Annotated in this window: 19 protein-coding genes, 4 tRNA genes and 1 rRNA gene; 23 read left to right on the plus strand and 1 reads right to left on the minus strand. The window is 66.0% G+C overall.

The genetic code is table 11. The annotated features are described in order from the left end of the window. Positions 1-9 precede the first annotated feature (9 nt). The 12 genes from infB to murI all read left to right on the plus strand — a co-directional run bounded on the left by infB (position 10) and on the right by murI (position 11,906). The gene (gene infB / locus VN706_09700) at positions 10-2,799 is read left to right on the plus strand and encodes a translation initiation factor IF-2 (protein ID HXT15893.1); all 2,790 of its coding nucleotides are present in this window, start codon (positions 10-12) and stop codon (positions 2,797-2,799) included. Between the two features lie 7 nt (positions 2,800-2,806). Further along, positions 2,807-3,214, plus strand: a complete 408-nt coding sequence (gene rbfA, locus VN706_09705) for a 30S ribosome-binding factor RbfA (protein HXT15894.1) — start codon at positions 2,807-2,809, stop codon at positions 3,212-3,214. Then, positions 3,174-4,091 carry a tRNA pseudouridine(55) synthase TruB gene (gene truB / locus VN706_09710; GenBank protein HXT15895.1) on the plus strand — a complete coding sequence of 306 codons (918 nt, stop codon included), beginning with the start codon at positions 3,174-3,176 and terminating at the stop codon, positions 4,089-4,091. Before rbfA ends, truB begins: the two co-directional genes overlap by 41 nt. After that, entirely contained in the window at positions 4,081-5,010 is a 930-nt protein-coding gene (locus VN706_09715; GenBank protein ID HXT15896.1) for a bifunctional riboflavin kinase/FAD synthetase, read from the plus strand. Before truB ends, VN706_09715 begins: the two co-directional genes overlap by 11 nt. A 300-nt stretch (positions 5,011-5,310) precedes the next feature. Further along, positions 5,311-7,008: a protein translocase subunit SecD gene (gene secD, locus VN706_09720; protein HXT15897.1), complete on the plus strand. Its 1,698-nt coding sequence runs from the start codon at positions 5,311-5,313 to the stop codon at positions 7,006-7,008. A 9-nt stretch (positions 7,009-7,017) separates the two neighbouring features. Continuing rightward, positions 7,018-8,022, plus strand: a complete 1,005-nt coding sequence (secF, locus tag VN706_09725; protein HXT15898.1) for a protein translocase subunit SecF — start codon at positions 7,018-7,020, stop codon at positions 8,020-8,022. A 98-nt stretch (positions 8,023-8,120) separates the two neighbouring features. Continuing rightward, positions 8,121-8,915 carry a TatD family hydrolase gene (locus VN706_09730; protein ID HXT15899.1) on the plus strand — a complete coding sequence of 265 codons (795 nt, stop codon included), beginning with the start codon at positions 8,121-8,123 and terminating at the stop codon, positions 8,913-8,915. Positions 8,916-8,962: 47 nt separating this feature from the next. Continuing rightward, positions 8,963-9,346: a RidA family protein gene (locus VN706_09735; protein ID HXT15900.1), complete on the plus strand. Its 384-nt coding sequence runs from the start codon at positions 8,963-8,965 to the stop codon at positions 9,344-9,346. A gap of 5 nt (positions 9,347-9,351) precedes the next feature. Then, complete coding sequence (selD, locus tag VN706_09740) at positions 9,352-10,407, plus strand: selenide, water dikinase SelD (protein HXT15901.1); 1,056 nt, start codon at positions 9,352-9,354, stop codon at positions 10,405-10,407. 7 nt (positions 10,408-10,414) lie between these two features. After that, positions 10,415-10,512: transfer RNA gene (locus tag VN706_09745), tRNA-Sec, on the plus strand. A gap of 54 nt (positions 10,513-10,566) precedes the next feature. Further along, a complete protein-coding gene (locus tag VN706_09750; protein ID HXT15902.1) occupies positions 10,567-11,103 on the plus strand; it encodes a hypothetical protein in 537 nt (178 codons plus the stop codon). Then, positions 11,103-11,906, plus strand: coding sequence for a glutamate racemase (gene murI / locus VN706_09755; protein ID HXT15903.1), 804 nt, complete (start codon positions 11,103-11,105; stop codon positions 11,904-11,906). The genes VN706_09750 and murI overlap by 1 nt, the downstream gene beginning before the upstream one ends. Here the strand turns inward: murI and VN706_09760 are convergent. Then, positions 11,847-12,626 carry a UDP-2,3-diacylglucosamine diphosphatase gene (locus VN706_09760; GenBank protein HXT15904.1) on the minus strand — a complete coding sequence of 260 codons (780 nt, stop codon included), beginning with the start codon at positions 12,624-12,626 and terminating at the stop codon, positions 11,847-11,849. The genes murI and VN706_09760 overlap by 60 nt on opposite strands. 63 nt (positions 12,627-12,689) lie before the next feature. Between VN706_09760 and VN706_09765 the strand changes: the two genes are divergently transcribed. The 11 genes from VN706_09765 to VN706_09815 all read left to right on the plus strand — a co-directional run. Further along, complete coding sequence (locus VN706_09765) at positions 12,690-13,121, plus strand: thioesterase family protein (GenBank protein ID HXT15905.1); 432 nt, start codon at positions 12,690-12,692, stop codon at positions 13,119-13,121. Further along, the gene (locus VN706_09770; GenBank protein ID HXT15906.1) at positions 13,118-13,771 is read left to right on the plus strand and encodes a hypothetical protein; all 654 of its coding nucleotides are present in this window, start codon (positions 13,118-13,120) and stop codon (positions 13,769-13,771) included. Before VN706_09765 ends, VN706_09770 begins: the two co-directional genes overlap by 4 nt. After that, positions 13,743-14,237, plus strand: coding sequence for an LPS assembly lipoprotein LptE (gene lptE, locus VN706_09775; GenBank protein ID HXT15907.1), 495 nt, complete (start codon positions 13,743-13,745; stop codon positions 14,235-14,237). Before VN706_09770 ends, lptE begins: the two co-directional genes overlap by 29 nt. Further along, the gene (locus tag VN706_09780) at positions 14,234-14,584 is read left to right on the plus strand and encodes a hypothetical protein (GenBank protein ID HXT15908.1); all 351 of its coding nucleotides are present in this window, start codon (positions 14,234-14,236) and stop codon (positions 14,582-14,584) included. Before lptE ends, VN706_09780 begins: the two co-directional genes overlap by 4 nt. Positions 14,585-14,619: 35 nt before the next feature. Continuing rightward, the gene (locus VN706_09785; GenBank protein ID HXT15909.1) at positions 14,620-15,072 is read left to right on the plus strand and encodes an adenylyltransferase/cytidyltransferase family protein; all 453 of its coding nucleotides are present in this window, start codon (positions 14,620-14,622) and stop codon (positions 15,070-15,072) included. 16 nt (positions 15,073-15,088) lie between these two features. Next, positions 15,089-15,790 (plus strand): ribonuclease PH, encoded by a 702-nt coding sequence (gene rph, locus VN706_09790; GenBank protein ID HXT15910.1) that lies wholly within the window; start codon positions 15,089-15,091, stop codon positions 15,788-15,790. Between the two features lie 54 nt (positions 15,791-15,844). After that, positions 15,845-16,456 carry a non-canonical purine NTP pyrophosphatase gene (locus VN706_09795; protein ID HXT15911.1) on the plus strand — a complete coding sequence of 204 codons (612 nt, stop codon included), beginning with the start codon at positions 15,845-15,847 and terminating at the stop codon, positions 16,454-16,456. Between the two features lie 135 nt (positions 16,457-16,591). After that, positions 16,592-16,665: transfer RNA gene (locus tag VN706_09800), tRNA-Pro, on the plus strand. Positions 16,666-16,758: 93 nt separating this feature from the next. Then, positions 16,759-16,835 (plus strand) — tRNA-Arg (locus VN706_09805). An 84-nt stretch (positions 16,836-16,919) separates the two neighbouring features. Beyond that, positions 16,920-16,992 (plus strand) — tRNA-Lys (locus tag VN706_09810). 480 nt (positions 16,993-17,472) lie between these two features. Further along, positions 17,473-17,695, plus strand: a 16S ribosomal RNA gene (locus VN706_09815); the annotation flags it as partial.

The following is a 17,695-nucleotide window of genomic DNA, read 5'->3' on the forward strand; positions in this document are numbered from 1 at the left end:
GGAGGATGTTTGAGCAAGCTTTCGGTCAGTGAGTTGGCGAACGAATTCGGCGTGTCGACCGAAGAGGTGCAATCACTTCTTCGGTCCATGGACATTCCCGTTCGCAGCCACATGAGCATGCTCACCGACGATCAGGTCGCTCGCATTCGCGCCCGCTGGGAGCGGGAAAAGCGCGTGCGCGCCGAGAAGCAGGCCGCACCGGCGCCGACCACACGTCGCCGTCGGACGGCGGCCGCCGAACCCGCGCCGGTCGCGGCCGCGCCGGCGCCCGCCGCCGCCGGCGAAGCGCCGGTCCGCCGTCGCCGCAAAGCCGCCGACGTGCAGGCCGCCGCCGAAGAGCAGGCGGCAGCCGCCGCCGCGGCCGCTGAAGCTGAAGCGAAAGCCACGGCCGAGCGTGAAGCGGCAGCCGCGGAAGCCGCCCGCCAGGAAGCCGCGCGCATGGATGCGCTGCGTCTCGAGGAAGCTGCTCGCGCCCAGGCCGAAGCGGCACAGGCCGCGGCAGAAGAGCGCGAGCGCGCCACGATGGAAACCGAAGTGCCGCGCACCGTCAGCGTTGGCGATGGCGCACGTTCCGCGGCCGCCGCCAGCTCGACGCCCGCGGCACCGGAGCGTCAGCGCCCCCGTCCGGTCACGCCGGGCGCGCCACGTCCGCGTCCCGTCGCCAGCAGCGGATTTCCGCCGCGACCGATCGCCTCGGCCGCGCCGGGCGGTGGCCCCGGCGGTGGTCGTCGCGACGACAAGCGTCCGCAGGGTGGTGGCGGAGGCGGCGGTGGGGGTGGCGGCGGGGGTGGAGGAGGCGGCGGTGGTGCCGGTGCAGGCGCCGGCGTGGCCGATCGTGGCGGGCGTCGCAAGAAAGGCAAACGCGGAGCCGTCGACCAAGAGGCGGTGGATGCAAACATCTCCAAGACGATGGCCGCGCTGCGTGGCGCGCCGTCGCGCCGTACGGCGAGCGACATGCGCCGCGGCACGCGCGAAGATATGGAGGCCGCGCGCGCGGCGGAGGCCGAGCGCGAGCGGAAGACCGTGCGCGTCAACGAATTCATCACGGTCTCGGAGCTCGCGCAGATCCTGAAGGTGCCGGCGACGGAAATCGTGGCGTTCGCGTTCAAGAATCTTGGATTGATGGTCACCATCAACCAGCGCCTCGACTTCGATCAGATCGAGCTCATCGCCGGCGAGTTCGGCTTCCAGGCTGTTAGAGAAGACGAATACCAGGCCGAAGAAGCCGGCGTCGCCGCGGAAGTCGACCAGCCGGAAGACCTGGCGTGGCGTCCGCCCGTCGTCACCATCATGGGCCACGTCGACCACGGCAAGACGTCGCTGCTCGACTACATCCGCAAGGCGAACGTCGTCGCGGGCGAAGCGGGCGGTATCACGCAGCACATCGGCGCGTATCACGTCTCGCTGCCGAGCGGCAAGAACATCACGTTCCTCGACACGCCGGGCCACGAAGCGTTCACCGCCATGCGCGCCCGCGGCGCGCAGGTGACCGACATCGTCGTGCTCGTCGTCGCCGCCGACGACTCGGTCATGCCGCAGACGATCGAAGCGATCTCGCACGCGAAGAATGCCGGCGTGCCGCTCGTCGTGGCGATCAACAAGATCGATCTTCCGCAGGCGAACGCCAACAAGGTCAAGCAGGAGCTGCTCCAGCACTCCGTCGTGCTCGAAGAGTTCGGCGGCACGACGCTCTCGACCGAGATCTCGGCGAAGAAAGGCACGAACGTCAACACGCTGCTCGATCAGATCCTTCTCCAGGCCGAAATTCTCGACCTCAAGGCGAATCCGAATCGTCGCGCGATCGGCACGGTGGTCGAAGCGCAGCTCGATCCGGGCAAGGGCCCGGTTGCCACGGTGCTCGTGCAAAACGGGACGCTCAAAGTCGGCGACGACTTCATCGCCGGCATGTATTCCGGCCGCGTCCGTGCGCTGCTCGATGAACGCGGCAAGGCCATCAAGTCGGCGGGTCCGGCCATTCCGGCGCAGATCCTCGGCTTCGCGGGCGTGCCGATGGCGGGCGATCAGCTCGTGGTCGTCGAAGACGCGGCCGCGGCACGCGAAGTCGCGCAGCGTCGCGAACGTCTCGATCGCGAAGCGAAGAGCCGGCGCGGCACGCGCGGCGGAGTCACGCTGGAAGACTTCATGGGGCAGGTCGCCTCGGGCGGCGTGCACACGCTCAACATCATCATCAAGGCGGACCAGGGCGGCCCGGCGGAAGCACTCGCCGACGCATTGATCGGCCTGTCGACCGGCGAAGTGAAGGTGGACGTCGTGCATCGCGGCGTCGGTGCCATCACCGAGTCGGACATTCTGCTCGCGCGCAGCGCCGGCGCGATCATCATCGGCTTTCACGTGCGCCCGGACAACAATGCGCGCACGGCGGCCGAACGCGAAGGCGTCGACATCAAGCTGTACCGCATCATCTACGAGGCGGTGGCGGACGTCCGCGCGGCGATGGAAGGCATGCTTCGTCCGGAAGAGCGCGAGGTCATCAGCGGCGAAGCCGAAGTGCGCGACGTGTTCAAGGTCTCGCGCATCGGCACCATCGCGGGCTGCTCGGTGCGCAGCGGCGTGATCAATCGCCAGGGTCGCGTGCGCGTCGTCCGCGACGGCGTCGAGATCTTCGACGGAACGATCGCGTCGCTCAAGCGCTTCAAGGACGACGTCCGCGAGGTGCGCGAAGGCTTCGAGTGCGGCATCGCGGTGGAAAACTTCAACGACATCAAGGTTGGCGACGTGATCGAGTGCTATCGCACCGAGTCGGTCGCGCGCACCCTCGAGTCGCCGATCCCCACCTGATCGCGACATGCCCGGTGCACGCAGTGGCGGCGGGGGCGCTCCCCGCCGCGCCGATCGCGTGGCGGAAGCCATTCGCGAAGAAGTGGCGCTGTTCCTCGCGAACGACGCCAAGGATCCGCGCATCTCGCGACTCGTGACCGTCACGGGCTGCGAAGTGACGCGCGATTTGCGGCACGCCAAGGTGTTCGTGAGCGTGATGGGCTCGGACGCCGAGAAGAAGGTGACGTTCGAGGGACTGGCGAGTGTGGCGCTGCACCTGCGCTCGCGCGTCGGACGTGCACTCCACCTGCGCCTGGCGCCGGAAATCGTCTTCAAGCCGGATGAGAGCATCGCGCGCGCGACGCGCATCGAGGATCTCCTTGCTCAGATCAAGGATGGGACGATCCCACCCGATAGCGGCGACGCCGACGACTGAGCCGCCGGCAGCGGATCGAGTCGGGTCGCCCAACGCCCTCCTCCTCGTCGACAAGCCGGCGGGCCTCACCTCGCACGACGTCGTCGCCCGCGTTCGCCGCGCGCTGCGCACGAAACGCGTTGGCCACACGGGAACGCTGGACCCGTTCGCGACGGGACTGCTCGTCGTCTTAATTAGTCGCGGAACGCGACTAATTCCGTACGTCGAAGGCGAACCCAAAGTCTACGAGGCAACCATCCGCCTCGGTTCCGAGACGGACACCGACGATCTCACGGGCACTGTGCTTCGCCAGGCAGAGCCGCCGAGCGACGCGGCGATCGCCGATGCGATCGCTCGGCTCACCGGCGCGATCGATCAGATTCCGCCGTCATTCTCCGCGAAGCAGGTCGACGGCCAGCGCGCGTACGACGCCGCGCGAAAGGGCACGCCGCTCCACCTCCCGCCCGTCCGCGTGACGGTGCACGAATGGACAATCCTCCACCGTGCCGGGAATGACCTCGCGGTGCGCATCACGTGCGGCGGCGGCACGTACATCCGCGCCCTCGCGCGCGACCTCGGCCGCCTGTCCGGCAGCGCGGCGCACCTGGCGGCGCTTCGTCGCACGCGGAGTGGTCCGTTCGACGTTTCGAGCGCCACGACACTCGACGACATCGATCGCGGCCAGATCACGCTCGCCCCGCTCGGCGACGCCATTCCGGCCATGCCGCGCCGCACCATCGACGCGGCCGAGCTGACTCGCGTGCTCCATGGCAACAGCATCGATGCCCGAGGTGAGTCGGGCAGGGTGGCCCTCGTCGATCATGACCATTCTCTTATAGCGATCGCCGAGCGCGAGAACGACGTGCTCCGGCCGAAGCTGGTGCTCCATGACGCCTGACGCGCTGGGGCTTCCCGCGCTCGCGCAGGGATGCGTCCTCACCGTCGGCACGTTCGACGGCGTGCATCTCGGCCACCGCGACATTCTGCGCCGCGTGCATGAACGCGCCGACAGCACGCAGCTTCCCGCGGCGCTCGTCACGTTTCGGCCCCATCCGCTCGAGGTCGTCAACCCGAGCGCCGCGCCGATGCTGCTCACGCCGGACGACGAACAACTCGATGCCCTCGCCGACAGCGGCCCGCTCGACGTGATCGTGCTGCCGTTCACAGCCGATTTGGCGGCGCGATCGGCCGAATCGTTCGTGCTCGATCTCCTCGTGCGACGGTACCGCATGCGCGAGCTCGTCATCGGCTACGATCATGGGCTGGGCCGCGGCCGCCATGGCGATGCGTCGTTCCTCCGCGCCCTTGGCGCCGGGCACGACTTTGCCGTCGACGTCGTTCCCGCGACGCTCGACGCGAACGGCGCGCCGATCTCGAGCAGTGCGATTCGCACGTCCGTCGCGCACGGCGATCTGGAGCGGACCGCGCGAGCTCTGGGACGCCCTTATGCGTTCCGCGGACGCGTCGTTTCCGGCGAACAGCGTGGGCGATTGATGGGTTATCCGACGCTCAACGTCGCGCTGCCGTCGCCGCGCAAACTTCTTCCGCCGGACGGGGTATACGCGGTCCGCACTCGCACCTCGCGTGGTTCGTTCGGCGGGATGATGAACCTCGGCGGCCGGCCCACGTTCGGCGATGCGACGCGGACGCTCGAGGTGCACTTGTTTGATGTGTCCGGTGACTGGTATGGCGAAGCTGTATCGGTGGAGTTGATACGTCGTCTACGGGACACAACCCGTTTCGCGAGCGTAGAAGCCCTTGTTGCACAGCTCGGCCGCGATGCCGAGAGCGCTCGCCTCGCGTTGACCCAAGCCTAAGAGCCAGTTAACGTTATAGGCTCGACGAAATACTCCTGCCGGCACACGGTTTATCGCTTCGGCGCTTCGCACCTTCGCTCGGAATTTTCGCTCTCTACTTGGACGACATAGTTCCTCGCTTCGGCGCTTCGCACCTTCGCTCGGAATTTTCGCTCTCTACTTGGACGACATAGTTCCTCGCTTCGGCGCTTCGCACCTTCGCTCGGAATTTTCGCTCTCTATCTGACGACATAGTTCCTCGCTTCGGCGCTTCGCACCTTCGCTCGGAATTTTCGCTCTCTACCTCCTCCCCGCAGTCGTATGCCCCTGAAGTGGCGTGTTACGATCATCGTCGCCCTCTCCTTGCTGTCGATCTGGGCGCTCATTCCGCGCGACGTGACTACCCGCGAGCGCGACGCCAACGGCGTTCTCCAGGACGTGACGCACCGTCGCGTGCCGCTCAAGGAGGGTCTCGACCTCAGCGGCGGCATGTACGTCTCGCTCGAGATCAACGACGAGAAGCAGGCGATCCCGGCTTCGCAGCGCGGTGAAGCGATCGACCGCGCGCTCAAGACCGTTCGCACGCGCATGGAAGGGTTCGGTACGTCCGAGACGGTGGTCGAGAAGGAAGGCAACGACCGTATCGCGGTGCAGGTGCCGGGCATTCAGGATCCCGAACGCGCGCGCGCGCTGCTCCAGGAGCAGGCGGTGCTCAAGTTCGAGATCACCGACAAGACGCAGGCGCTCGAACGCTCGCTGCCGAAACTCGACCAGGTCGTGAAGGCGCGGGGTCTCAGCAAAGTCGCGTCGACCGCGGGCGTTGCCGACACGTCGAAGAGCATCGCGAACAAGGGACTTCAAGGTTTGCTCAAGACGGCCGACACGACGAAGGGTGCGGATTCGTCGAAAAAGCTCGCCTCGGCGGCCGGCAAGGACACCGCGTCGGCCGATTCGCTCAAGCTGCAGCCGGGCGGCGCGTTCTCGAGCCTGATTCAGCAGGGCGGCATGCCCGGCGAGTTCTACGTGGCGATGGACCAGATCCCGACGCTCGATCGCTACTTGAGCGACAGCGCGGTCAAGGCCGCGTTGCCGCCAGGCAAGGAGCTGCTGCCGAGCACGGACACGGTGTCGCTGCAGAACAAGTGGTATCGCGCGTACTACCTCGTCGACGCGAAGCCGATCATGACGGGCGATCACTTGACCGGTGCGCAGCCGAACCAGAGCAGCACCGACGGCACGGTCGTCGAATTCCAGCTCGATAACGAAGGCGGCCGCCGCTTCGGCAACGAGACGGGCAAGCACGTCAACGACTACATGGCGATCATCCTCGACGATCGCGTGATGGGTCGTCCGCCCGTGATTCAGAGCGCGATTCGCACGCGCGGCCAGATCACGATGGGCGGCAAGTCGCTCGCCGATGCCCAGGATTTGGCGCTCGTGCTTCGCGCCGGCGCGCTGCCCGTACCGCTCCGCGTCGCGCAGACGCAGGCGATCGGTCCCAGCCTCGGAAAGGATTCGATCCACAAGGGTTTGACGGCTTCGATCATCGCGGTCGCGCTCGTCGTCATCATCATGCTCGTGTATTACCGCTTCTCCGGCTTCCTGGCCGTGTGCGGTTTGACCCTCTACATGCTCTACACGCTCGCCGTGCTCGCTGGATTCGACGCCGTGCTGACGTTGCCCGGCATCGCCGGCTTCGTGTTGTCGATCGGTATGGCGGTCGACGCCAACGTGCTGATCTTCGAGCGCATTCGGGAAGAGCTCGCCCGGGGCAAGACGGTGCGCACGTCGATCGATGAAGGCTTCCGCCACGCCATGCCGGCGATCGTCGACTCCAACGTCTCGACCATCCTCACGGCCGCGGTCCTCTACCAGTACGGCACGGGTCCGGTGAAGGGATTCGCCGTCACCCTGATCGCCGGTATCGTCGCCTCGCTCGTCACGTCGATCTTCGTCGTGCGCACTTTCTACATTCTGTGGCTCAACCGCTCGCGCGGCGCCCAGACGCTGAGCATCTAAGGGTCATCCATGCTGCGCATTCTTCACGACACCAAGTACGACTTCATCAAGCACTGGAAGACCGCCGTCATTGCGACGGTCGCGTTCATCGTGCTCGGCCTCGCGCTCCTCGTCGTGCACAAGGAACGGCACGGCAGCGCGCTGAACTACAGTGTCGAGTTCACCGGTGGTACCGCGATTCAGCTGCATTTCGCGCAACCGGCTCCGGCCGACGTGGTACGCGGCGCCGTCGATCAGGCGGGATTCGCCGGCGCGGAAGTGACATCGTTCGGCGGTCCGAACGACTACATGGTCAAGGCGCCGCTCAAGCAGGGGCTCGCCGCGACGAACGCGGATAGTGTTGCAACGTCCATCAAGACGGTGCTCGCCGCTCGCCTCCCGGGCAACACGGTCACGTCGTCGGAGCAGTCGGTCGGTCCGCGCGTGGGCGACGAGCTGCGCAACAAGGCGATCACCGCCATCCTCATCTCGTTCGTCGTCACGCTGATCTATCTGGCGTTCCGCTTCGAGTGGCGCTTCGGCGTCGCCGCGGTCGTCGCCACGGCGCACGACATTTTCACCACCATGGCGTTCCTCGCCATGCTGCGGCTCGAGATCTCGCTGACCGTCGTCGCGGCGATCCTCACCGTCATCGGCTATTCGTTGAATGACACGATCATCATCTTCGATCGCGTGCGCGAAAACTTGAAGAAACAGCGCAAGGAATCGCTGCGCGACGTATTGAACCGCTCTATCAACGAAACGCTGCCGCGCTCGGTGCTGACGCATGCCACCGTGCTCGCGGCGACGCTGGCGCTGCTGCTCTTCGCCGGCGAAGTAATCCGCCCGTTCTCGTGGATCATGGCGTTCGGTGTGTTCACCGGTACGTTCAGCTCGATCTACGTCGCTGGTCCGATCCTCCTCTACATCGAGCGTCGCTGGCCGCGTACACCGGACGCCGAGCACAAGGGTACGTCGCGCGCGTTGGCCGAGGGCCGTCGTCGCGAGCGTCCGTCCCCCGTCGGCGCTCCGTAAGTCGGTCTTCTGCGCAGTTTGAGCCGGCCGTCGCGTTTTCGCGACGGCCGGTTTTGTTTTCGCCCATACGCCCATACGCCCATACGCCCACACGCCCGATGTTCATCGACAGCCACTGCCATCTCGCCGACCCGGCGTTCGACGACGACCGCGATGCCGCGGTCGAGCGGGCACGGATCACCGGCGCGCTGGCGGTCGTCTGCATCGGCGAGTCGATCGCGGCGGCCGAACGCGCGGCGTCGCTGGCGGCGACGCATCCCGGGTTCGTGTTCGCCACCGTCGGCGTGCATCCGCACGACGCCGCGGACTTCGATCCGGCGCGCGACGAAGCGGCTATTAGATATCTCATATCGCGCGGCGCGCTGGCCATCGGCGAGTGCGGCCTCGACTCCCACTACGACCATTCGCCGCGCGACCGCCAGCGCCGCGCGTTCGCGGCGCAGCTCGCGCTGGCGCGGGAGCTCGGCCGTCCGGTCATCGTCCATACCCGTGACGCCGAGGAGGACACGCGCGCCATGATCGTCGAGGCGGGCAGCGCCGGTGTTCGTGGCGTGCTGCACTGTTACACCGGTTCGCACGCGCTCGCGGAAGCAGCCCTCGGCGTTGGTTGGTACGTGTCGTTCAGCGGTATCGTCACGTTCAAGAAGTGGGACGACGACGCGCTCATTCGCCTCGTGCCGGACGATCGGCTGCTCGTCGAATCCGATGCACCGTACCTGGCACCCGTGCCGAATCGCGGGAAGCGCAACGAGCCTGCCTGGGTTAGCTTCACCGTCGCGCGCGTTGCCGCCGCACGCGGCGTCGATCCATCGGCGCTCGGGCGTCTGACCGCGCGCAACACGATTCGTTTTTTCAGTCTTCCGATCGATCATCCCGCTACGGCGGTTCCGTAACGTTCGAGTTCTCTCGAACTCACTCGAACTCTCTCGAGGAGCGATTTGTGAGCTTGAAGATCGTCCAGACCGACAAGGCGCCCGCCGCCATCGGTCCGTATTCGCAGGGCGTCGTCGCCAATGGATTCCTGTTCACCGCGGGCCAGATCGCGCTCGATCCGGCAACGGGCCAGGTCGTGCAGGGCGACGTCACGGCGCAGACGCAGCAGGTGATGGCGAATCTGTCCGCGGTGCTCGCTACCGTCGGGGCCACGTGGAAGGACATCGTGAAGACCACCGTCTTTCTTCACGACATGAACGAGTTTCCGCGCGTCAACGAGGTGTACGGCAAGGCACTCGGCGACGCGCGTCCCGCTCGCTCTACCGTGCAGGTCTCCGGCCTGCCGCGCGGTGTGCTCGTCGAGATCGAGGCCGTGGTCGCAATTCCTTAACTCTCATGAATGACACGATCGATCGGACGAACAGCCGGGAGCAGCTCTTCCGGTTGACCGCGTTCGCCCGATGCGCGGGCTGAGCCGCCAAGCTGGGTCCGGGTGACCTCACGCGCGCATTGAGTGGGGTCCCCGTGCGGTCGGATCCGCGCCTCATCGTTGGGCGCGAGACCTTCGACGACGCGGGGGTTTTTGTGCTGTCGGACGACCTCGCGCTCGTGCAAACGGTCGACTTCTTCGCTCCCATCGTCGACGATCCCTATCTCTTCGGACAGATCGCCGCGGCGAACGCGCTGTCCGACGTGTACGCCATGGGTGGCGAGCCGATCACCGCGCTCAACATCGTCGGATTTCCATCGGGGAAGCTGCCGATGGACGTGCTCACCGAAATCCTGCGCGGCGGCCAGGACAAGGTGCACGAAGCGGGGGCGCTGGTGGTCGGTGGCCACAGCATCATCGACGAAGAGCTGAAGTTCGGGCTCGCCGTCACGGGTCGCGCGCACCCGAAGCGCATTCTCAGCAACGCCAATGCGCAAGCCGGCGACCGACTCGTGCTCACGAAGCCGCTCGGCACCGGCATCCTGGCGACGGCCGCCAAGCGCGACGAGCTGGGAACAGATGAGCGCTCCGCGTTGTACGCATCGATGTGCACGCTCAACGCAGGCGCGAGTCGCGCGGCGCTCATGGTCGGCGCCGTCTGCGCCACCGACGTGACAGGATTCGGCTTGCTCGGTCATGCGAATCACATCGCCGAAGCGAGTCGGGTGACGCTCGTCATCCGCGCCGCCGATGTGCCGGCGCTGCCCGGCGCTCGCGACGCGTGGGCGCGCGGCATCCGCACCGGCGGCGCGGAGCGCAATGACGAGTACCTCGCCGAGCGAGTCGAGTGGGGCAGTGTGGCGGCCGTCGACCGCGCGTTACTCATGGATCCGCAGACGTCGGGCGGCATGCTCGTGCTCGTGCCTGCCTCCCGCGTGGCCGAGTATCTTTCGTTGGTGCCCGGGGCGGTCGAGATCGGCGAAGTGGTCGCGCGTCGCGCTCGCGGTCTCGTGCTTGCGTGATACCTACGGGAGTGGATGCAGCCTGGTGGCTGTCTCAGTCTTCAAAACTGCTTGCGACCTGACTTCGTCGGGTTGGGTGGGTTCGATTCCCATGCACTCCCGCCACTACGTCATCCTCGCGAGCGCTCGCGAATGCGAGGCGAGTCGAGGATCTGCTTTATGAACATTCTTAAGACGCTCATTGCAGTCGCGATCCTGGCCGCGCCCCTTGCCGCGCAGCGTCCTGATTCGATCAGCGGCCGCATCACCACGATCCCAAATACGGTCGATACGACGCTCAAGCCGCCGATCTCACCGCGCCGCGCGTTCTTCTACTCGTTCCTCGCGCCGGGCTATTCACAGACGCGCTTGGGCCGTCACAAGGCCGCCGCCGCATTCATGCTCGTCGAGGCGATCAGCATCGGCATGCTGCACGAATCCGCTGCCGACGCGCACGAAGCGCGGCGCTTCGTCGACGATTCGATCGTGCAGTCGTACCAGGGCACGGCTGCCACGATTCAGGATCCGCGATTCACCTCGCGCGAGATTCGCTCGCGCGACGCGCACGTCGAGGACTGGGCCGCGCTGCTCGTGGCGAATCATCTCTTCGCCGGCGCCGACGCCTTCGTTGCCGCGCACTTGTGGGACGTCCCCGTGAAGCTGGGCCTGCGGATGACGCCGCGCGGCACCGCGCTCACGGCGTCGCTCAGACGCTGATGGGGAGCGTCGCACCCGTCGGCGTGTTCGACTCGGGCATCGGTGGTCTCACCGTGGCCCACGAAGTGATTCGCCAGCTGCCGCACGAGAGCATCGTCTACTTCGGCGACACCGCGCGCGTGCCGTACGGACCCAAGAGTCCCGATACCGTGCGCCGCTACAGTCGCGAGATCGCCAGCTTTCTCAGCGATCAAGGCGTGAAGGGCATCGTCATCGCGTGCAATACCGCGACGGCGCACGCGCTGAATGTATTGCGCGATGAGATGGACATGCCGGTGATCGGCGTCGTCGAGCCCGGAGCGCGCGCCGCCGTCGCCGCGACGAAACAGGGACACATCGGCGTCATCGGAACCGTCGGCACGATCAAGTCGGGCGCCTACGAGCGCGCGATTCGCGCGATCAATCCCGACGTCATGATCACCGCGCGCGCCTGCCCGCTGTTCGTGCCGCTCGTCGAGGAAGGGTGGACCGAGCACGATGCGACCCGCGTCGTCGCTCGCGAGTACCTCGCGCCGCTGCTCGCGGCCGAGATCGATACGCTCGTGCTGGGCTGCACGCATTATCCGTTGCTCAAGCCTGTCCTGCGCGAGGTGCTTGGCGAAAGCGTGAAGCTCATCGACAGCGCCGAGGAGACCGCCGCGGAGACGGCGCGCATGCTTGCCGCGGAAGAGATCGCGGCACCGATGGACGCCGATCCGACGTATCGCTTCGTGGCGTCCGACGATCCGCTGATGTTCCTGCAGCTAGGCCAGCGATTCCTTGGCGGAACGATGGAGGGTGTGGAGATCCGCACTCTCGGCTGATCCGAGCCACTGGCGCATGGCGACGCGCTCGTCGTCGATGACGAGAAAGGTTGGCGCATCGAGCCACGAGCCGGGATTCGCGTATACTGGGCCGGCCGCAAGCCGCTCGAGCGTTGCGACGTGCGAGTGACCGAACACGATCAGGTCGAGCGACGGATCAGCCGCCGCAACGCGTTCCGCGGCGTCGCGAAGCCCGCGGCCGCCGTCGCGCGCCGTGTAGGTGCGGCTCGTGTTCGAGCTGTGTGTCGCGAGCGGCGTCGCGAGATCGGGATGCAGCCAGCGATAGGCGCGAATCGCCAGCCTGTTGCGCAACACGCGCCGCAATGCGCGATACCCCTTGTCTTCGGCTGGTCGCAGTCCATCGCCGTGATCCACGTGTGTCTTCCAGCCGCCGATGTCGGCGACAAGTGGACCGAAACGATAGTCCACACCGACGTCGTTGCGCAGCACGTCGCCGCCCCAGCAATCGTGGTTGCCGGCGATCATCGTCACTGGAACGCCGGCGTCGACCACGTCGGCGAGCGCCGCAACGGCGCGAAACGCGCGGCGCGGAATGACGGTCTTCCATTCGAACCAGAACTCGAACAGATCGCCGTTGATGAGCAGCGAGCCCGCGTGCGTCGCCACGTGGCGAAGAAACGCGATGACCGACCGTTCGACGTCGTCGTGCGCGAAGCCGAGGTGTGCGTCCGACAGAACGTAGCAGGGCGCGTTGAGCACGCGCGAAGTGTAGTTGTGCGGCGCTCGCTTTACAAACGTTCGCGTGCCAGGGATCTTTTCATCGTGACGAATCCATCATCCGCGGCCGATGCCCAGCCGCTGCACCATGACGTCGAGTTTCGCGTCCGCTACGCCGAGACCGACCGGATGGGGGTCGTCTACCACGCGAACTACCTCGTCTGGTGCGAGGTCGGGCGCACCGATTTCATTCGCGCGCGCGGCATGAGCTACGCCGACATCGAGCGGGCTGGCATCGGTCTCGCGGTGTCGGATTTGTCGGCGCGCTTTCATGGCGCCGCTCGCTACGACGATCTCATTCGGGTCCGTACGACATTGGCTGAAGTGCGCTCGCGCGGCATCACGTTCGATTATCTCATCACGCGCGCCGACAGCGGCGAGCGACTCGTGACCGCGCGCACCGCGCTGGTGTCGATCGACACGCAGGGTCGCCTGGTGGCGCTGCCCGGAAACGTTCGCGCGCTGTTCGTCCCATGAAACGAGTCGCCATCGGCATTGCATGCGTCGCGTCGACGCTCGGAATCATCGCGTGCGTGCCGCGATTGTCGCCGCTCGAGGGCGAGGCGCGGCCGGCCGCACGCTTGCCCAAGCCGGCGCTGTCGGGACACCAGCACATCATGTTCAACTGGGAGCTCCAGGATCGCGAGATGTTGGGCCGCGGGGATGGCGCGGCGCGACTGGCGGCACCGGACAGCGGACGCCTCGACTTTTTTCTCGCCGGCGGATTCGGCGGCGGCGCGGCGGTGCTGATTGGCGATTCGCTGCGCTTTCCCGCGTCCGCGATGACCGATCTGGTCAGCCGCATCGTCCCGCCGCCGCCGCTGCTCTGGGCAGCGCTCGGCCGCGTCGCGTTGCCAAATTTGCCGGACACCGTCATCCGTGTAGAAGGCACGACGATGCGCGCCGACGTGGGTTCGCCAGTGGCGTGGCGGCTGACCTTTCACGGCGACACGCTGGTGCGCGCCGAACGCGTGGTCGACGGCCGGGTAGTAGAGTGGGTGGATCGTACCGATCCGGCGCACGTACGTTATCGTAATGAGAGCGCTCGGCGGTCGCTCACGCTCACGGTCACTCGCACCTCTGAGGTTCCTGGTTTCGATGCGTCGATTTGGCGGTTTGATCGGTAGCGCCGCGCTGCTGCTCGCGAGCGGGTGTTATCACTTCACGGGTGGCGGACTGCCGTCCAACATCCGCACGGTCGCCCTGTCCACGTTCGACAATCAGACCGCGTCGCCCGATCTGCCGAAGGAGCTGTACGACCAGTTCCACCGCGAGCTGCGTCGTCGATTGGGATTGCGCGACGCGCCAACCGATCGCGCGGACGCGCTCGTGCACGGCGTCATTCAATCGTATGACGCCGACGTCCCCGTGGGCTTCAGCGCCGATCCGAATCAGACGCTCACCGCGCGCCGCCGCTTGCAGATCACGATCGAGATCGAAATCGTCGATCAGTCGAACGGCCACGTGTTGTACGCGAACAAGGGACTGCGAGAGGAAGCCGACTACGACGAGCGCGCCGAACCGCAGGGCCGCACGCAGGCGATCACGAAGATCGTGCAGAAAGTGATCGAGGACGTGCAGAGCAATTGGTGACTCGACGCCGCGGCGCCAGCTCCGTCGGGTGCTTGTTCACCCTCCTCATCGTCGCCGCGGTGATCTACTTTGGCGTCAACATCGGCGAAGTCTACTGGCGCTACTACGAATTTCAGGACGCCATGCGACAGGAAGTGCGATTCGCCGCGCATAGCCCCGTCGACAAGATCGTCGCGCGGTTGCGCGCGAGCGCCGATTCGCTCGACCTGCCCGACGACGCTCGGCAGATTTCGGTGCGGCGCAGCAACAGCGACATTCGCATCGAGGCGGAGTACTACGAGCGCATCGAGCTGCCGATGTACGCGCGCGACGTGCTCTTTCATCCGCACGCCCAGGGGCCGCTTTGAGCGATCCACGGCGCGCCCCGCCGCTCGACAAAATCATGACCTGGGACCGCGCGCGAGCATGGCGCGCGAATGTGCGCGGGCGCGTCGTCCTCACGAACGGCGTGTTCGATCTGCTGCATCCGGGACACGTCGATCTGCTCCTTGGCGCCGCGAGCCGCGGCGATGCGCTGCTCGTCGCGGTCAACAGCGACGACTCGGTGCGGCGGCTCAACAAGGGACCGGAACGGCCGATTCGCAACGCCGCCGAGCGATGCTATGTGCTCGCCGCGCTCGGGATGGTCGACGCGGTCGTTGTCTTCGAGCAGGACACACCGTTCGAGCTCGTGAACTGGCTGCGGCCGGATGTGCTGGTGAAGGGCGGCGATTATGATGAATCGACGATCGTCGGCGCGCACGAAGTTCGAAGCTGGGGCGGCGACGTCGTCGTGATTCCGCTGACTCCCGGACATTCCACCACCGCAACCGTCGAGCGACTTCGTGGCCGCTGAAACTGAATCACCGCGCGTGAACCGTCGAAACGATGAGACGCGTCCGATCACCCTCGAGCGTCATGTGGCGCCGTATGCGGAGGGCTCGTGTCTCGTCTCGTTCGGCGCGACGAAAGTCTTGTGCACCGCGTCGGTCGAAGAGGGCGTGCCGGGTTGGAAGCGCGGGCGCGGCGAGGGTTGGCTCACGGCCGAATACGCGATGCTCCCGCGCGCGACGAAGACGCGAACGTCGCGCGAGCGATCGCAGGTCGGCGGCCGCACGCAGGAGATTCAGCGTCTCATTGGCCGCAGCATCCGCGCGATGCTCGACGATTTTCGGTTCGGCGAGTACACGGTGAAGCTCGACTGCGACGTGCTCGTCGCGGACGGCGGCACACGCACCGCGTCGATCACGGGCGCCTGCGTCGCCGCCGTCGACGCGTTCGACTGGCTCGTGGAAAGTGGACGATTGCCGACGACCCCGGTGAAGCGCCGCGTCGCGGCGATCAGCGTTGGTGTCATCGGCACGACGCCCCGGCTGGATCTCGACTATGAGGAAGATGTGCGGGCCGCGGTGGACATGAACGTCGTGATGAGCAGTGAGGCGCGCTTCGTCGAGGTGCAGGGTACGGGCGAGCACGGCACGTTCGATCGTGGGGAGCTCGACCAGCTGCTCGATCTCGCGGTGAAGGGCCTGCACGAGCTCGACGCGGCGCAGCGGCGCGTCCTCGGCGCCTGAGGGCTGTTGCGGGCTGCTGATGCCGGTGAAGGCGGCGTGACCCCCCGGATGTCCGTGAGGCGTGTCCTGCTGGCGACACGCAGCGCGGGGAAGCTGCGCGAGCTGCGGCCGCTCTTCGCGGCGCGCGCGATCGACGTGATCGATCTCTCCCACGCCGGCGTGATGGAGACCGCGGAGGAAGACGCGCTCGAGGTCTTCGACACGTTCGAGGAGAATGCGCTCGCGAAAGCACGATTCTTTAATAAGAAAACAGGAATGCCGACCGTCGCCGACGATTCCGGGATTGGCGCCGTGGCGTTGGGCGGCCGACCGGGGGTGCACAGCAAACGGTGGAGTGGCCGCACCGATCTGAGCGGACAGGCGCTGGACGATGAAAACAACCGCCTGCTGCAGGAGGCGTTGCGCGAGGCCGCGGATCGACGGGCGTACTACGTGTGTGCGGCGGCGTACGTCGACGGGGTCCGGGAGCTGGTCGAGCGGGGTGAGGTGTATGGTTGCATCGTGGCCGAGGCGCGGGGCAGCGAAGGGTTTGGCTACGATCCGTATTTTTTCGCCGATGAGTTGGGTCGCACGTTTGGCGAGGCGACGCGTGAGGCGAAGGCGCGTGTGAGTCATCGCGCGCGTGCGTTTGGTGCGTTGCTCGATCGCTTGCCGAGCGAGGGGTAGGCGCGCGTCGTCGCGGCGCGTAAGCTCGCCCGGGGGACGGGGTTGCGAGCCGACCGGGAGGGCGGCGGACAGGGGATGGGAGCGACCGCGGCCCAGTTGCGCTCCGTGTTTGGCCTGGATACATTCGAAGGCTCGCGGGGCGTAGCGTAGCCTGGTATCGCGCCTGCTTTGGGAGCAGGAGGTCCCCGGTTCAAATCCGGGCGCCCCGACCTGCAACGAGCGGCAAAGCGCAGCATCACGCGGCGAAGAGCTGCAAAGACCTGCGGTATCCTGTGGGTGCGCGGTGCACCAGTGTGGATGAAGCGCCAGTAGCTCAGTTGGATAGAGCAACAGCCTTCTAAGCTGTGGGTCGGGGGTTCGATTCCCTCCTGGCGCGCCACAATGCTTTTGGTGGGCGCGCGGTGGTCCTGCGGTGGTCCTTGGGTGTGGGGACCGGCGGGGAAAAAGGCTGTTTCACTGCTCTGGGCCGTTAGCTCAATTGGCAGAGCAAGCGACTCTTAATCGCTAGGTTGTAGGTTCGATTCCTACACGGCCCACTGGCTCGATTTCGTAGGGTGTAGTTTGGTGAACTGTGGTGTGGAGTTTGTGTCATCTGCGGGTTGTTTTGCACGGTAGAAGTGTTTACTATTCGGACCCGCCGCGAATTGGTTCGATGTGATTCGGGCTGAAGGATGTGCGGTGGGTGTTGGGCTGAGTCGGTCTGGCTGAATGGTATGTATGGCTGGGTTTGATTCTGGTGTGGTGGGTGGGGCGAGCTGAGCGGTGAAAGCGCTTGCATCACTTGACTATGCGTCCTGACTCTTGTATGATTAAAGGCTGTCGCTGAATGCGACGCACTGAAGGTGTAACGCTGTTTGATAATTGAATTTGGGAAGAACGGATGTGCGAGGCGAACTCGATGATCCTTGAGCGTTCAGGCGCTTGGGGGGAGAGTTCAGACCTGAACATTTCTGTGATTCGGACACGCTGTCTTCACAGCGTGGAGACAGCTGTTCGGTAGAGCTATTTCAAATACTCCATTGGAGAGTTTGATCCTGGCTCAGGACGAACGCTGGCGGCGTGCTTAACACATGCAAGTCACGGGGGCTCAGCAATGGGCAACCGGCGAACGGGTGCGTAACACGTGAGCAATCTGCCGATGTCTGGGGGATAGCCGGCCCAACGGCCGGGTAATACCGCATACGCTTGCTTTGAGGAGTCTCGAGGCAAGGAAACCTCCGGGGGACATCGAGGAGCTCG

Source organism: Gemmatimonadaceae bacterium (assembly GCA_035606695.1).
In the GTDB taxonomy this organism is placed as follows: domain Bacteria; phylum Gemmatimonadota; class Gemmatimonadetes; order Gemmatimonadales; family Gemmatimonadaceae; genus JAQBQB01.

Excerpts from the sequence above, each read along its gene's own strand:
- VN706_09770 (HXT15906.1), top strand. The coding sequence starts at position 13,118 with ATGAAACGAGTCGCCATCGGCATTGCATGCGTCGCGTCGACGCTCGGA.
- secF (HXT15898.1), top strand. The coding sequence starts at position 7,018 with ATGCTGCGCATTCTTCACGACACCAAGTACGACTTCATCAAGCACTGG.
- truB (HXT15895.1), top strand. The coding sequence starts at position 3,174 with ATGGGACGATCCCACCCGATAGCGGCGACGCCGACGACTGAGCCGCCG.
- VN706_09750 (HXT15902.1), top strand. The coding sequence starts at position 10,567 with ATGAACATTCTTAAGACGCTCATTGCAGTCGCGATCCTGGCCGCGCCC.
- VN706_09785 (HXT15909.1), top strand. The coding sequence starts at position 14,620 with ATGACCTGGGACCGCGCGCGAGCATGGCGCGCGAATGTGCGCGGGCGC.
- VN706_09730 (HXT15899.1), top strand. The coding sequence starts at position 8,121 with ATGTTCATCGACAGCCACTGCCATCTCGCCGACCCGGCGTTCGACGAC.
- VN706_09715 (HXT15896.1), top strand. The coding sequence starts at position 4,081 with ATGACGCCTGACGCGCTGGGGCTTCCCGCGCTCGCGCAGGGATGCGTC.
- murI (HXT15903.1), top strand. The coding sequence starts at position 11,103 with ATGGGGAGCGTCGCACCCGTCGGCGTGTTCGACTCGGGCATCGGTGGT.
- lptE (HXT15907.1), top strand. The coding sequence starts at position 13,743 with ATGCGTCGATTTGGCGGTTTGATCGGTAGCGCCGCGCTGCTGCTCGCG.
- rbfA (HXT15894.1), top strand. The coding sequence starts at position 2,807 with ATGCCCGGTGCACGCAGTGGCGGCGGGGGCGCTCCCCGCCGCGCCGAT.
- secD (HXT15897.1), top strand. The coding sequence starts at position 5,311 with ATGCCCCTGAAGTGGCGTGTTACGATCATCGTCGCCCTCTCCTTGCTG.